This window comes from Leptolyngbya sp. ST-U4 (genome assembly GCF_039962215.1).
In the GTDB taxonomy this organism is placed as follows: domain Bacteria; phylum Cyanobacteriota; class Cyanobacteriia; order Elainellales; family Elainellaceae; genus Leptolyngbya_A.
On record NZ_JAMPKZ010000002.1, the window covers coordinates 1 to 14,644 of the forward strand.

The following is a 14,644-nucleotide window of genomic DNA, read 5'->3' on the forward strand; positions in this document are numbered from 1 at the left end:
TAATCTCAAGTCGTCTTTGCTCTCTTGAATGTTGATTTTGCAAACGCCAACCATACTCGTTAGCCCTCAATTCTCCTCCTCCCATCTGTAGCATATAAAAATTGAATCGGTATTAGCATTCTCCTGAACATGCACGTTATGATTCGCGTAGGACGATGAGTTAAAAAAGCTCTCACCGTCTATGTTTCATCTGCTAAGCCACTAAGGAATATTCTGCTCTATGGTCTTCAAGGAGCGTCAACCCCGCGCCAAAGGTGTTATCGAAGCCGTTTACTCTGAAGGAAGAACTGTTTCACATCGCCTGTTAGAACTTCATCTTTACCCCGGAAATCAGTGCAACCGCGACTGTGATTTTTGTACGGTATTCGGAACACCGAAGGGATGGTATCACGATTACACGATCGATCATTTAGAGGCGGCTTTACGAACGATCGTGCTCACTCCTGAGGGAACGCTGAAGTTTTTTGGCGGGGAACCGACGCTGCATCCCGAAAATGTGATTTGGGCGATCGGCTATTTACGGCAAAGAGAATTTCAGGGATCGATCGTGATTTATTCCAACGGAATTCAGGCAGAACGGCTGCTGCAAATCCTCCAGTCTGATCCGCTCAACTGCACGACTGCCTCGCTCAACTACTCGATCGCCACCGGAGACGGCGCACTGCAAATGCCGCGCAAATCGCTAGACCTGCTAGAGACATACGAGAAAGCGCATCCAGGCACGATCGCGATCGGTCATCCCGACATCGTGGATTCCGGGCGCGGCGTTGATCCGTTTACCGGGGAGGCCAGTCGCCCCAAGGTGAACTCCCGCTGTCCCCACTGCTATCCGGTGCTGACTAGCGAAGGCAAATTTCATGCCTGCCCATTTGCGATCGAAAACCAATCCGCTCATTTTCAGCTTGGCGATATTCACACCGATACCGCGATTGTGACCCAAAACTTTCGCGCCTTTTTCGACTGGCTCGATACTGTTCACGAACCCTACGCCGTTCAGCACGAACTCCCTGCCTGCACCGTTTGCTGGAAGCATTTAGACCAATTACCCGTGCCAGACGATTACCGTTCTGTTTCCTGTGCTAGCTAATATGCCAGGACGATGAATGCCTGATCGCACTAAAGCTTGATGGACTATCAATAAAGCTTCTGTCAAATGGAGGATATTTCGTCAGCCAACTGCACACCTCCAGTTTTGATCTGCTAGCGTAGGATTGTAGTGGTGTAGTCAGAGAATTATCGTGTCTGCTAAACGTGCGATCGTTCTAACCAGCTTGATGTCCTCGCTGCTTGCTCTGGGTGCTTGCTCGAATAGCCCCTGGGCGCAGTCTTTAGAGCGATCGATCGCGGCTGATCCCCGACTGCAATCTAGCCCAACGGCTTCCCCAGAAACAGAGGGGACTCAAACCCAGTTTCCGGCTGATTTTCCTGCCGAAATTCCCCGCTATCCACAGGCTCAGCTTGTGCAGGCAACTCCTGGAAGCGGATTGAATAGCTCCACACAGACTCAATGGGCAGCTCCCAGCTCAACCGATCAAGTGCAGCAGTTTTACCAGACCGAACTGAGCCAAAATAGATGGCAGCTCACTCAACCTGCAACCCCCGGACAGCCTCTTGTTGCAACTAAAGACGGGCTCCAGGCAATTGTTACGATTCAGCCTGCAATTGATCCATCCCGCACACTTTTCTCGATCGCCTATCAGTTTAGCGATACGGCTCAAGCCAATTCCCCATCCAGCCCCACCGCAACGAATTCTCCGGGTGCTGTCTCTCAACCCGGCGATCCTGACTTTATTGGTCCTGTGCTGCCCGGAAACTCGGCTGCCCGATCGCCAAACCCCTCGACTTCAGCCGCCGCGACTGCGTTTACCGATCTGGATCAGGCTCCTGATGGGCTGCGATCGTACATTGTGGATCTAGAGCAGCTGAACGCGCTGCCGCTTCGGGGAACCAATGCTGCCCCAGCGGGCGCAAACGAATTTAAGCCCAATCAGGCAATTACCCGCCGCGAATATGCGCGATGGCTACTGACAACGAATAATTTGCTTTATGTCAATCAAGCCTCGCGTCAGATCCGGGCAGCTTCACTCACCGAGCAGGCTGCCTTTCAGGATGTCAAATCGACCGACCCGGACTTCGGTGCAATTCAAGCTCTGGCAAATGCAGGGTTAATTCCCAGTCCCCTGTCAGGCAGCAGCACAACCGTCACCTTCCGCCCGGATGCCCCCCTGACGCGCGAAGATTTGATTTTCTGGAAAGTGCCGATCGACACCCGCCAGCCGCTTCCTAATGCCTCGATCGACGCAGTGCAGCAAACTTGGGGCTTTCAAGATACCGCCCGCATCGCGCCCCCGGCTCTCAAGGCAGTGCTGGCAGATTTTCAAAATGGCGATCAGTCCAATATCCGGCGCGCATTTGGCTATACCACCCTGTTTCAACCGCAAAAGGCAGTGAGCCGAGCCGAAGCCGCTGCTGTATTGTGGCAATTTGGCACGTCTACGGATAGCGTGACGGCAAAAGATGCACTTCAGAGCGGTACGAAGCCTGCACCTACTGGACCCTAATCGGAACCAGGAATGGTATGATTTTCCTTAAGCTAGGGGTGCCTGATTCTGCGTCAGGCTGAGACTATACCCTCGGAACCTGAGACTGGGTAATGCCAGCGTAGGAAAGCGTTGATTGCGGTCACTTGCACCAAAACCGACGGGCGATCGATCCAACCTGATGACGGGCTGTGTGGATTTTCTGCACGGTCATAGAGCGATCGTCAAAACGAGGTCATTTCTCATTTCAACCCTCAGCTTGAATGGCTCAAGTTAGGGGAATTTTTCCATGACAGTTGAAGCGATCGGATTAATGGTGCTGCTGGTGACGGCGGGTGGCTTTGCGCTGCTCGGATTGATCCATGCCAGTCAGCAAACGATTAACTTAGAAGAATATTTGATTAGCCGCAATCGATTTGGAAGCTGGTTGGCGTTTGCCACGATTCTGGCATCTGCGATGGGCGTGTGGATTTTGTTTAGCCTGCCAGAAGTCGGCGCAACGAGTGGCATCGCCGGAATCATAGGCTATGGCATCGGGCAAGCGGCTCCGGCAGCAATCATTTCGCTGATTGGTCCTCGAATTCGCAAGCTGATGCCCCACGGACACTCGCTGAATGAATATGTGCTGTATCGGTTCGGCAATGCCATGTACGGGCTGACACTGGCGATCATTCTATTTTATATGTTCATTTTTCTCTCGGCTGAGCTGACCGGAATTGCCAAAGCGGTGCAGATTATTGCAGATGTGCCCCTGATCTGGACTGCGCTCGTGGTAATCACAGCGACGTTTCTATACACAACCTATGGCGGAATGGGGGCAACCGTGTTTACCGATGCGGTTCAGTTGGTCGTGATTGTGCCGCTGCTTGTGGTATGTGCAGCAGTAGCGATCGTCTCCCTGAATGGATTGGGGGCTGCACTTCAGCCAATTCAAATCAACACGCCCGAACTGCTGTCGCTGGGAAATCTGCCCGGCATTAAATTCGGCGCAACGCTGATTATTGCGATTATTGCCGCCGAAATGTTTAACCAAACCAACTGGCAGCGCATCTACGCTTGCCGCACGAATGCCACCGTGACTCGCGCTTTTTTTGGCGCAGCTCTAGGCACGCTGCCGATGCTGTGGATCGCAGGCGGTTTGGGTTTGCTTGCCAGTCAGTTTGGCTTTACCGACGATCGCGCCTTTTTCTCGCTGATAGAGCGGCTAGAGTTACCTGTCTGGTTCCTCATGGGTGTGCTGGTGCTGGCACTGGCGTTGGTGATGAGTACTATGTCTTCGCTGCTAAACGCCGTTGCCAGTCTGTTCACAGTGGATCTGATGCGGCTGATGCCCCACTTGCAAACCAGCGGCTTATTGCGTGCCTCGCGTCTGATCACCGTAGCGATCGGGCTTCCGGCGATCGTCATTGCGGCTCAGGGCTTTAATGTGCTGTATCTGTTTTTGCTGGCTGATCTGGTTTGCGCGGGAGCCGTTTTCCCCGTGATTTACGGGCTCTATGCTCGCCAGATCACCGGAATGATTGCGTTCTGGAGTGCAGTCATCGGCATTGCTGCCGGAGCCTTGTTCTTTCCCAAACCAGATTTCACTGCCTGGACTTCCCTGCCTTTTGCAGGCGATTTGCTGGTAAGCTTTATCGTCCCCGTGATTGTCTCTGCTGGGATTGTGCTGGCTTGGACAACGATCGCCGCCCGTCAGGGTCACTCACGCCTGTTTGATTTCTCGATTTTGCAAACCCAGATTCAGCTTTATAGCGATCGAGTGGAGGCAGTACGGGAGATGATGGAATAAGGTTTACAGAGTCGCGCTAGACCCATTAAGAAGCATCAGAGCAGAGCAATTGAGGGCTGTTTGAATAGCGTTAATTGTCCTACACCGCCCCCTAAATCCCCCAAATTGTGGGACTTTGAGACCGCTATCGCTTTTCAAACATCCTCTAAGATAGGAAATACGTTTGTTACAGATAGGGCAACAGCCGATGCCGCGTTACAATCCCTTCAGCCTCCAGCTCCAAGTCAGCCGTATGTTTGAGCAGGGGCAATCCTTTTTTGCCACGACTAGAGTGCAGGACTGGCTGCGTCAGCGCAACGAAGACCCTAACCAGTATGAAGTGATTTTTCACGAGCGACCTGCTCCGGCAGATTCGGGGTTGATTAAGGCGATCGAAATTCAGCTCAAGCGCAAAGACGGTCAGCCGATCGATCCCTTTTTGCAGAAAGAGCTAAATGAGTGGGGTTAACCAGCCACCCATCTAAAAATCGAAGTAAATATAGGGCTGGCTCTCATTGGGGGCAAGTAGCCACGCCGCAAACAGACAGAGTGGAACCAGCATGAGTTTGACGGCCCAGTTGAGCTGAAGCTTCAAGCCGCGATAAAACAGATAGGCAATACCCATTCCGACAACGATCGCCCAGAGTAGTAAGGCAAGGTGAAGGCGATCGATTTGCAACGTTTCGACATATACCTTTTGGGCAAACTGAATGTCGCCTGCATGCCCAAATAGCCGCGAAATTACCAGCCCAGAATCTTTCAGGTTGGGCAGTCGGAAGAAAATCCAGGTAGTAAACACCATGAGCTGTGTCATCGTCCAGGCAGACAAGATGCCCGGAACGGTTTTCCAGAAGATGCCGAGCCAGTGCCACTGCTTGGACAACGCATCGGTGAGGCGATGAACCACCAGTGCCAGCCCGTGAAAACAGCCCCAAACGATGAAGCCCCAGGCGGCTCCGTGCCAGATGCCGGCTAGCAGCATGACAATAATCAGGTTCAAGCAAGTGCGGGCAATGCCCTGACGCGATCCGCCAAGCGGGAAATAAAGGTAATTTCGCAGCCAGTCGCCTAGCGTGATGTGCCAGCGTCGCCAAAAGTCAGCAATGCTCGTGCAAAAGTAGGGAAAGTCAAAGTTTTGCGGTAGCTCGATACCCATCAGCAGGGCACTGCCACGTGCCACATCCACATAGCCGCTGAAGTCGAGATAAAGCTGTAGTCCATAGGCAAATGTTGCCAGCCACAAATCGCCGCTTCCTGCGCGTTCGATATTGCCAAAAATCAAGCCAACGATCGTCCCCAAATGATCTGCCAGCAAGAGTTTTTTTACCGCGCCCGACGCAATCAGCCATAGCCCCTCTGCCATTTGGCTCGGCATCGGAAACCGCAGGGTTTGAAGCTGAGCCGCAAACGGATGAAAGCGGGTAATCGGACCCGAAATAAACTTGGCAAAAAACAGCTTATACGTCGCAAATTTCAAAAAATCATGGGTGGCAGGCGCACCCCGGTAGACATCTACCAGATAGGCAATGCACTCAAAGCTAAAAAAGCTAATCCCCAACGGCGCAATAATATTCGTTTTTACCCAGTCTGCCTGTGCTGGTGCCCCGGTCGCTCCTAATGCGCCAACGGACTCCAGCACAAACGGCACATACTTAAAGCCCAGCAGCAAGAGCAGATTCAAACTAATGCCCACCCAGAGCAGCTTCAGCCGTCGCTGGTTCCAATCCTGCTGAGCAAACTGCCACTCGTCATCGTCTACCCGCCAGTCCATCGGTGCGCCGATCGCCCGCCCGATATAAAACGTAATGCCCGTCAACATTAGCAGCAGCGGCACATACTGAATTTGCAGCGAACTGTAAAACACCAGACTGGCAATCAGGATCACCCAGAGCTGAAACGATCGCTTCCCGGTTGTTTCAGAGTGCCCTAAAGGGACAACCGCCCAGAACACTCCCAACGTACTCAGCAAAAACAAACCGTAGGTAATTGAGAGAAAAGACATAGCGACGACTCAGGGGATGCAGCAGTTCGGTTGCATGATACCAAAGGTAATTCGGAATTGGTAATTTGCAATTCGTAATTGTCAGACCATTTGGAAGGTTGGGAACTTGCGACGGAGAAGGCTTCAATTCCGCATTCCGTATTCCGCATTCTGCATGATTTCTTCTCGCACAATGCCCGCCAATCGCTCTGCCGCGCCTGGTTTCCCCCGTACCTGCCGCAATCGATCGCGCATATGCGACAGCTTCTCAGGATGGTCGAGCAAATCTAACACCTCCTGAGCGATCGGCTGGGGCTGAAGTTGTCCGACCCGCTCCGGCACAATTTCCTCTCCCGCCCAGATGTTGGGCCATGCCAGCAATCGCTTTTTCCGTAAAAACCAGCCGTTGATTAGCATTGCCATCATTGAGCCGACTCCCGGAAGGTTCACGAGTAATCCTGGAATGCCATCCCATGCCCGCATTGCATCAAGCTGCTGAGTCGGAATCACCACGATCATGGGCACTGCCAGCGAACCCAGTTCTGCCGTATTTGCTCCGATTGTGGTCAGGCACAAATCGCACTGCGCCAGCACCTCATAAGCAGGAAAGTCGGTTTGGAGGGCGATCGACAAGCCCCGATCGGTTTCTAGAAAAAACTGCTCCCCTTCCTGCCTCAGCCGTGCCGTTCCTTTCCTAAAATACTGGCTCACTAGGTTCTGCTCCGGATCGGCGAACTTTGCCAAAGTCTTGACATCCAGCGTTGGTGCAACCGGAATCACAAACCTGGCCTCTGGACGCTCCCGCCAAACCTCCTCCGCGATCGCCAGACCAAGCGGCACGCCCTGAGCCAACTTCGCCGCCTTCGATCCCGGCAACAGCCCAATCAACGGTTTTCTCCCTCCTACTTCTCTATTCCCTTCTGCCCATTCCCCTGCCTCCGCCATTAAATCTCCCACTACGATCGCCTTCTCCCGATACTGCGGCGGCATTCGATCGATCAATTCCGGTTTCATCACCCCAAAGCGATCGATCCAGCGATGCCAGCGCGTGTCCCATTCGCCATAAATCACAGTCTGGTAGCCGAGCCACCTGCCGATGATGACGGGAAAAACTTGATCGCCGCCCAGAAACAGCACTACGCCGCGATCGTGCCAATCCCAGGAGCTCGCAGTTTTACCCCACAGCAGAAACGGAAAGAAATGCTCTGCGCCCTGGACGCGATCGATTTCCGGGTAAGACTGGGCGATTTGAACTTCTTTGCCGCTGGCGTTAGGGCAGGGTGATAAAACGAGGGAAATCCGAATCTGCTGATGATCTGAGTTCGTTTCCTCGGTCGGGCGATCGTGACCAAACTGCTGACGCAAGGCTTTGACGACAGGACGCACCCAGGTTGTGATCTCGCCCGGCCCGTTCGACAAAATCAGAATATCCACAGGAGCCATAGGAAACAGCGGAAATAAAAGATACAGCGGATAATTTGACAGAGAGCAATTATTCCGAAAGAAAAACTGCATTGCAAGTGTTTTGCTAAACGGACTGCCATTGATGTAACTAATTCTCTGGACAGTCGGTATCAAATAAACGTTCGGTACACTTCAGTGTATTCCACATCGAATTGCAACGGGGTTTGACAAATCTCGAATTTTCCACAATAGAGACAAACAGGGCAGGAAGCTATGATTTGAGCAACCGATGAGAGAAATCCAATGAATAACAAAGCCAAACTTCTAATTGCTCTGACCGCTACCGCTGCTGGTATTTTTGGTACTGCTTCTAATGCATTCGCAGGTGAAGGTGGTGCTGCGGGTGCTGCCGCCTTCCGAGTCGAGGGTGGTGCAGTAACGGGTGTTGCGGTGGCTGCCTCTGTGGGTAAGCAAGATGCGTTCGCGGGTGCGTTCAATGATATTGGTGCAAACATGAACTCAGCAATGGCTTTGGGTTCTGCGGGTGTGATCACAATGACCACATTGAACGCAACGTCTCTTGCGTCAGTTAATTCCGCTGCGGATACGCAGCTGGGCACCGCACAAGCAAACGAGCTAGACACCTATCGTGTCAACATCAACGCTGTTCCTACTGGCACAGTTGCTGACTTCGATACTCCTGCTGCTGGTGGAGTATAACCTGTCCGTAATTTTAAGTTAATCACATAACTTGTTTTTGGAGATGCACTCAGTGTGTCTCCATTTTTAATGAGCATTTTCAAGTGGCATGAAACAATATATCCGGCAGGAGAAGCCCCACTGAAATCCATTTTTTGCTGGGATATAGACAACGTTTGTAGAGGATGCTTTAGAGGTAGCAAACGTACTGCATTTGCCCCCCAGCCTCCCAATTCTGGGCGACTTCCGCTCCAGCTTCCGTTGGAATCCTTTCAAAGTCTCTAAAGTTGGGGGTCAGGAAGGGAAATGGAGGGGGCGGTTTGAGTCGCAACTGGCAGATTTGAAATATCCTAGCCTGCGGGTGGATCTACTCGATCGCGCTGCTGCTGAAACCGCTCAACTTCCTGATCCACTTTTTGCCTGAGCTGCTCTGCGGTGCGAGGATCAAAGGGATTTGGAGGTTCTCCCAGCCGCACCTGAAGCGAAAACACATTTTGATCAACGAGTAAATCATTTCCCGCCTGGTCTAAGCCGTAGTCATATTCATAGTTACTCCAGGAGAAGATCAGCGTGGGGTCATTATAATCACTGCCCAGCCGCCACTGAACTTTTGTGCCATATCGCGATCGGCTTGAATTGCGATCGATCGGGGCAAAGTAGCCCGACAAATAAACACTGTTACCAATTTGGACTCCTGCATCCAAAATTAAAGTGTCTTCGATGGAGTGCGGCAGGAGGTCGCCAAAATAATTGGTTACGCCAAAAGAAACCGGACCGATATTCGCTCTGGCTGAAATGTTGACATTACTTCCCTGGGTGTCCAGCGTGACTCCATCGATGCCGTCTTGCTGATCTAACGCCCAAACGAATCCGGTGGACAGCACAAGATTTGCGGTATTGCTGAGCCGAATCCGATAGGCGGTGTTGCCCCATAACCTGCTGTAGTAGTCCCGGTCAGGGTTGAGATAGCCGATCGCACCCGCGTTGAATGTCCACCCGCTTAGCGAGACATAGGTATAATCTAGTCCTAGATAAGCTTTGATCTCATCCGAAGCAATAATGCCAGCATAGTATCTAAAAATATCGTTGCTGCTCGTAATATTTCCCGTGAAACTAATGTGAGGATAAAATCTTGTTCGTTCAGTTTGCGTTGTAGAGGTAACAAAATCTACATCTCGTCTTGTAAACGTGAGATAGATTTGAGTATAAAAATCTTCCAGCTCATTGGTAGAAAAAAGCTGTTCGTTCACTAATGAATTGAATTCAACATTGCTGTCAACGCCTCCTTCCCCGCTCGCTCGTGTAGTGATGCGAGTCGGACCTGTCGGTACATATCGAATTTCTCTAGACAGGCTGCGTTCGGTCACAGGAGACAGACCAATCCAAATACTGTTGAAGTGAGCATTGGGCAAATCTTCCAGGCTTGTGAACGTAACCGGGGTTGCCGCTCGTCCAATGCCAGCGTGATAGATGGTAAAGCTTCCTTCGGGGAGCCGAGTATTATTCGCTGCTAGAAATAAGTTGCGGTTAATGTTGGTGTTCGCAGGATTTTCTGATCCTTCAATTTGCGGATCGGCATCCGGCAAAAATTCTGCGACTGCTTGAACGGCTGAATTCAGCAAAAGATTGTCGAGATCGGCGATTATCACGTTTCCGCGAATGGTGCGACCCAAAACCGCTTCCCGATCGTTTGCTCTAATAACCTGCCGAACTCTGGAGAAAACTCCTGCGGGTCTTTCTTCAAAACGTTCCTCGCGATCGATCGAAGCTTCTGTTGATTGAGTATTTCCAGCGAATGCCCCAGTATTGGGAAATATCAAATCCAGCCCAACTTCCTGCCCATTCGCCCCCAACTGAAACCCAGGTCGCGCCATCGCGGCTAAAGACTCAGGGGTAACAACATCACCGAAGTCTGCGGTTTGTTCAATCCGAGTCGGAACGAAGAAATCTGGATCGATACTCTCTGGATCAGTCACCAAACCGGGCGTGTAGGTGCATTGATCGTCTGGCTCACCCTGATCCGGCAGCAGGCAACTCGCCGTCAAGCTCATTTGAATCCGCAGTCCGGTCATGGTTTGCGGCTCACGTCGGCTTACCGTTACTTCCCGCTCAATTCGGACAGTCCGAGCCTGTAAGTATTCCCCAGTTTGTAGGGAGGTGAAAATATTGTCTCTGCTTAAGCTTTGTTCAACCTCGCTGTCGAGCCGCAGAATGCCGTCAAAGCCAAAATTTTCGCTGCGACCATCGCCAAACTCAAACCGAGAAACGGCTTCCCACTCAGTCAGGTGACTGATTACCGTACCATTTAGCGGCATAGTTGTAATGAAGGCAGGAACCCGCTCATCCGGCGCAATTTGAGGCGGCATGATGTAGTCCGGGTCAGCTGAGGGACTTGCAGCAGGAGTTTGAACAGGCGCAGGCGGTTGGGCAGCAGGTGGTTGAGTGGTGGGACTTTGAGCAGTGCGAGATTGAGCAGTACTAGATCGGGCAGGAGCAGATTGGACAGGAGCAGTTGGGCTAGCAGGGGAATTGGCTCTTAGGTGTGCTGCCTGAGTTGAGGCGGAGGATGCAAGGGCAGCAGAGGTTAGAGCGGGAGATGCTGGAGAAGGGACGGGAGCAGACCGCGCTTGAGGCGTAGAAGGTTTCGGTTCAGCCACATTCGCTACAGGAGTGACACTCGCTTGAGTAGACTGCCTGCTATTGTTTGCTCTGCTATTATTTACCCCGCTATTGTTTACTCTGCTATTACTTACTCTGCTATTGGCTGCCCTGATATCGTCTACATCTGCTAAAGTTTGACCGGGATTGGTAATTCCCCGCCGTCCTGCGATCGGTGTTGTCGATGCCGATGCAATACGTGGCTTTATGTTCGATAATTCTGGTACTGCCCTTGTGCTATAGATTTGATCGGGTCGCGACAGGGTTTCAGCAGCAGCCCCAACTTCTGCGGAGTCGATCGGTGTAACAACAGGTGAAGGGCGATCGACAATCTGGCGATTTAGATTTTCTGAATTGTTCCCCAAATGATGGACGTTCGTTTGCGAAGCAGAATTATCTGTAGTACTCTGACTCCATGCTTCGCTGGAAAGGACAAAGCCATTTAAGCTGATTAGAAGAACGAGGGTCGATCGCTTAATCAGGTAAAAAACAAATCTGATTTGAGAGGTTTTCATCCGGGGCTTATCGGTGCGAATTAATTCCAGAGCTGATTCGCCTTGGGGCTGTACGGCGTGGGAGGCTGCTGTAAGTGTCCTGGCAAAGTTAACGTTCCCGGAAATGTTTCAGGGTGAACAGATTTCAGCCAAGCAAGAATACAGTCAGTGAGCCTGGATGCGGAAATAGACGAGCTTCTTAAAAGCGATCGTGACTCGTCCAATAAAAAACCCTCACATCCCAGTGCAATGAATGTGAAGGTTAGTTGTGTCTCTGCAATTGTTTGCAGTCAATTGTTCGCAGTCAATTGTTCGCAGTCAATTATTAGCAGTTGAATCAAGCCGTAGAACGTTGAGATTCTTCCTGAAGCAGGCTGACCAAGATGTACGCCTTCCTAGAACATCGGCATCCCTTACTGATTGCCCCCTACCTCAACGAAGCTGCTGGGCGAAAGCAAATCTTTGTTGATCCGGTTGAGCGTTGCCAGTGTTTGACCACCTACCTGAAGCAGCGTACTGGTTCCACTTTGAGTGAAGGTAAGTTCGCTGTAAGCTACTCCCTGAAGCTGGATTTTGTCTTGTCCAATCACAAAGTCCGTGATGGTATCTGCTCCTTCACCCGCTGTCAGGACGAAGGTATCATTGCCGGTGCCGCCCATGAGGCTGTCTGCTCCAGCACCACCGTTAAGGAGGTCATCCCCTGCATCACCAAAGAGCGTGTCTGTGCCGCTGCCACCTGTCAATTGGTCATTGCCATCACCACCCCGCAGGCTGTTAACGCCCTCACCCCCAAACAGGAGGTCATCTCCAGCATCGCCAAACAGCGTGTCATTGCCTGCCTCTCCCTCCAGAATGTCGTTGTCGTTGCCGCCTCTGAGGTTGTCATTACCAAGACCACCCAGCAGAATGTCGTTGCCTGCATCGCCAAAGAGGGTGTCATGACCACCGTTACCATAGAGGACATCGTTGTCGTTGCCGCCCCGCAGGGTGTCATTTCCCAAGCCGCCGTAGAGGTTATCATCCCCATCTAAGCCGTAGAGAATATCGTCACTCTCTAAGCCGTCGATCGAGTCGCCCAGGCTGGTGCCGCGCAGGTTGCTATCAATGTTGGGAGTTCCCATGATGGTGCTGGTCGTGACATTGCCAGGTTCAGTCACGTTGAGGGAAAAGGTATCGCTCACAATGCCCTGCTTACCATCATTCGCAGTAACTTTGACATTGAGAGTACCAACCTCGCCTATTGCCGGAGTACCACTGAAGGTGCGGGTTGCGGCATTAAATTTGAGCCACGCTGGGAGCGCTGCGCCGTTTTCTAGAGTAGCAGTGTAGGTTAGCGCATCTCCATCTACATCGACGAAGACATCACTGGCGAAGCTGAAGGCAAAAGGACTGTAAGCCTGGGCTGTTTGATCTGCGATACCAGCGTAATTGCTGTTTAGCGTAGGAGCATCATTGACCGGAGTCACATTGACAGAGATAGTCTTAGTATCACTCTTTGCCCCGCCATACCCAGTATTGCCAAGGTCATTAACAACGAGATTAATAGTGCCCTGACCGTTGTAGTTTAATGCACTCCGATAACTCAGGCTACTCAACGCACTATTGATATCTACCAACGTGCCTTTGAACGTCATGCTGCTGTTCGCAGTTCCATTTCCTGTGGTGAAGCTCAGTCCTGTTTTATTTGTCAGAGTGAGACTGCCACTAGCTACAGATAGTGTAACTTCAAGAAGACTGTTACCTGCATCAAGGTCTGTAATGTTGATACCTGTAATGGTCGAATCAGTGTCTTCCTCAATGTTTTGGTTGGCAGGAACTGTAAGCGTAGGGGAATTATTCGGTTTCAGGATGGCAAAGCTGTCGACTAACAGCTTAGAACTAACAGCCATATCTCCGAAATCTAAAACCCCAACACCTATTGTGTAAGTACCAGCAGTTGAGAAGATGTATGAGAAAGTCTGATAGCCAGTCTGGAGACCGATTGTAGAGGAAAAGGAGGAACTGAATGTGTCAGCTAACTTAAATGCGCCAACTGAGTCAATTGAGACGAATGCAAAATCTCGATAGGTTGAGTTTTGGACTTCACCATTAAGGAAGTTCCAGTTAAAAGTGATTTGATCGTTAGCCTGAACTGTGATTGTTTGCTTGATTGCCGAACCTTCGGTAGCATTTCCTCCTGCAATCCTGTCTAAAGTTCCAGTAGATAACCACAGAAAATTTTCAAGGCTGCTATCGCTGACTGAGCCAGAGTCAGTTGTCATAAGTGCCTGAAAGTTTCCCTGGGTAGGGCTAACACCAAACTGGCTAGTTTGAATGCCAACGTTCCCCATGGTTGTCCAATCTCTGAAATCACCTGATTCAAAGCTGCTATTTCTAACTAGAACAGCTTCGTAAGCTGCTAATGCAGATTGCTGAAATGCCAGAGAAGGATGGATACGACCGATCGCAACTTCCAGTTTCCAGTCACCACCCTGCTCTGCACTACCCGTTTTGTTTGTAGAAGCCGCAATGTTGGCTCCGGTGAGTTGGTGAAGCTGTTTCAGGAAGAGAATACCAGCAGGTTCAGCCGCAACGTTACAGCCATAGAGTAGCAGATCAGCACTGGATGAAGTGAACCAGGACTGCAAATCCCAGGAATAGCGTTCCAGGGTATCAAGGCTGAGATAGGTGTTGCCAAGCTGCACAGAACCGGGCGTACCGTGAGAAACAATGTGGAGACTGGTGGTGTTCGGGTGCTGCTTCAGGGCAAGGGTGATTTGCTCAATGCCATCCTGTTCAGGCTGAAGAATGATAACTTTTGCGCCGTCCAGGACTCCGTTTACGAGTAGCTCATAATCTTCAACAGCGGAGTCGATCGCCACTAGCATTCCTGCTCCAGGTTGGCTCGATGCGGCAGATTGTGACTCGGGGGTAAAGCATTCTGAGGCTGGCTTGACTGCGGCAGAGGTATCGAATATAGGGCTCAACTCTAAAACCTGTAGGGCAGAAAAGCGACGAGAAACGGCACTTTGATTGAACAAATTCTTATCAGCAACCGGAGAAACACACTTCATGCGAAATACCTTTTCAGCGAGTTTTGAGCGAGTTTAGATGCTTGAAA

General features: G+C 51.2%; 10 protein-coding genes and 1 riboswitch. Of the genes, 6 read left to right on the top strand and 4 right to left on the bottom strand.

The window, feature by feature from the left end; translation table 11 throughout:
* The first annotated feature begins 220 nt into the window (after nt 1-220).
* The 5 genes from NDA02_RS05615 (at nt 221) to NDA02_RS05635 (ending at nt 4,777) form a co-directional block, all read left to right on the top strand.
* Nucleotides 221-1,087, top strand: coding sequence for a radical SAM protein (locus tag NDA02_RS05615; protein ID WP_190791666.1), 867 nt, complete (start codon nt 221-223; stop codon nt 1,085-1,087).
* Nucleotides 1,088-1,238: 151 nt separating this feature from the next.
* Complete coding sequence (locus NDA02_RS05620) at nt 1,239-2,561, top strand: S-layer homology domain-containing protein (RefSeq protein ID WP_348247917.1); 1,323 nt, start codon at nt 1,239-1,241, stop codon at nt 2,559-2,561.
* A gap of 24 nt (nt 2,562-2,585) precedes the next feature.
* Nucleotides 2,586-2,685: riboswitch (TPP riboswitch) on the top strand.
* Nucleotides 2,677-2,817, top strand: a complete 141-nt coding sequence (locus NDA02_RS05625) for a hypothetical protein (protein ID WP_190791667.1) — start codon at nt 2,677-2,679, stop codon at nt 2,815-2,817. It overlaps the preceding riboswitch by 9 nt.
* 12 nt (nt 2,818-2,829) lie before the next feature.
* The gene (locus NDA02_RS05630) at nt 2,830-4,329 is read left to right on the top strand and encodes a Na+/proline symporter (protein ID WP_348254584.1); all 1,500 of its coding nucleotides are present in this window, start codon (nt 2,830-2,832) and stop codon (nt 4,327-4,329) included.
* Between the two features lie 187 nt (nt 4,330-4,516).
* Nucleotides 4,517-4,777, top strand: coding sequence for a hypothetical protein (locus tag NDA02_RS05635; protein ID WP_190790252.1), 261 nt, complete (start codon nt 4,517-4,519; stop codon nt 4,775-4,777).
* A 12-nt stretch (nt 4,778-4,789) separates the two neighbouring features.
* Here the strand turns inward: NDA02_RS05635 and NDA02_RS05640 are convergent, their stop codons facing one another.
* Both NDA02_RS05640 and NDA02_RS05645 read right to left on the bottom strand, forming a co-directional pair.
* A complete protein-coding gene (locus NDA02_RS05640) occupies nt 4,790-6,310 on the bottom strand; it encodes an MBOAT family protein (RefSeq protein WP_190790253.1) in 1,521 nt (506 codons plus the stop codon).
* Nucleotides 6,311-6,433: 123 nt separating this feature from the next.
* On the bottom strand, nt 6,434-7,732 hold the full coding sequence (locus tag NDA02_RS05645) for a lipid-A-disaccharide synthase (protein ID WP_348254586.1): 1,299 nt from the start codon (nt 7,730-7,732) through the stop codon (nt 6,434-6,436).
* Nucleotides 7,733-7,996: 264 nt separating this feature from the next.
* Between NDA02_RS05645 and NDA02_RS05650 the strand changes: the two genes are divergently transcribed.
* A complete protein-coding gene (locus NDA02_RS05650; RefSeq protein WP_190789851.1) occupies nt 7,997-8,413 on the top strand; it encodes a hypothetical protein in 417 nt (138 codons plus the stop codon).
* A 329-nt stretch (nt 8,414-8,742) separates the two neighbouring features.
* On the opposite strand, the gene NDA02_RS05655 is transcribed toward NDA02_RS05650, so the two are convergent.
* Both NDA02_RS05655 and NDA02_RS05660 read right to left on the bottom strand, forming a co-directional pair.
* Complete coding sequence (locus tag NDA02_RS05655) at nt 8,743-11,565, bottom strand: hypothetical protein (protein ID WP_348254588.1); 2,823 nt, start codon at nt 11,563-11,565, stop codon at nt 8,743-8,745.
* A 392-nt stretch (nt 11,566-11,957) separates the two neighbouring features.
* On the bottom strand, nt 11,958-14,597 hold the full coding sequence (locus tag NDA02_RS05660; protein ID WP_348254589.1) for a DUF4347 domain-containing protein: 2,640 nt from the start codon (nt 14,595-14,597) through the stop codon (nt 11,958-11,960).
* Nucleotides 14,598-14,644 lie beyond the last annotated feature (47 nt).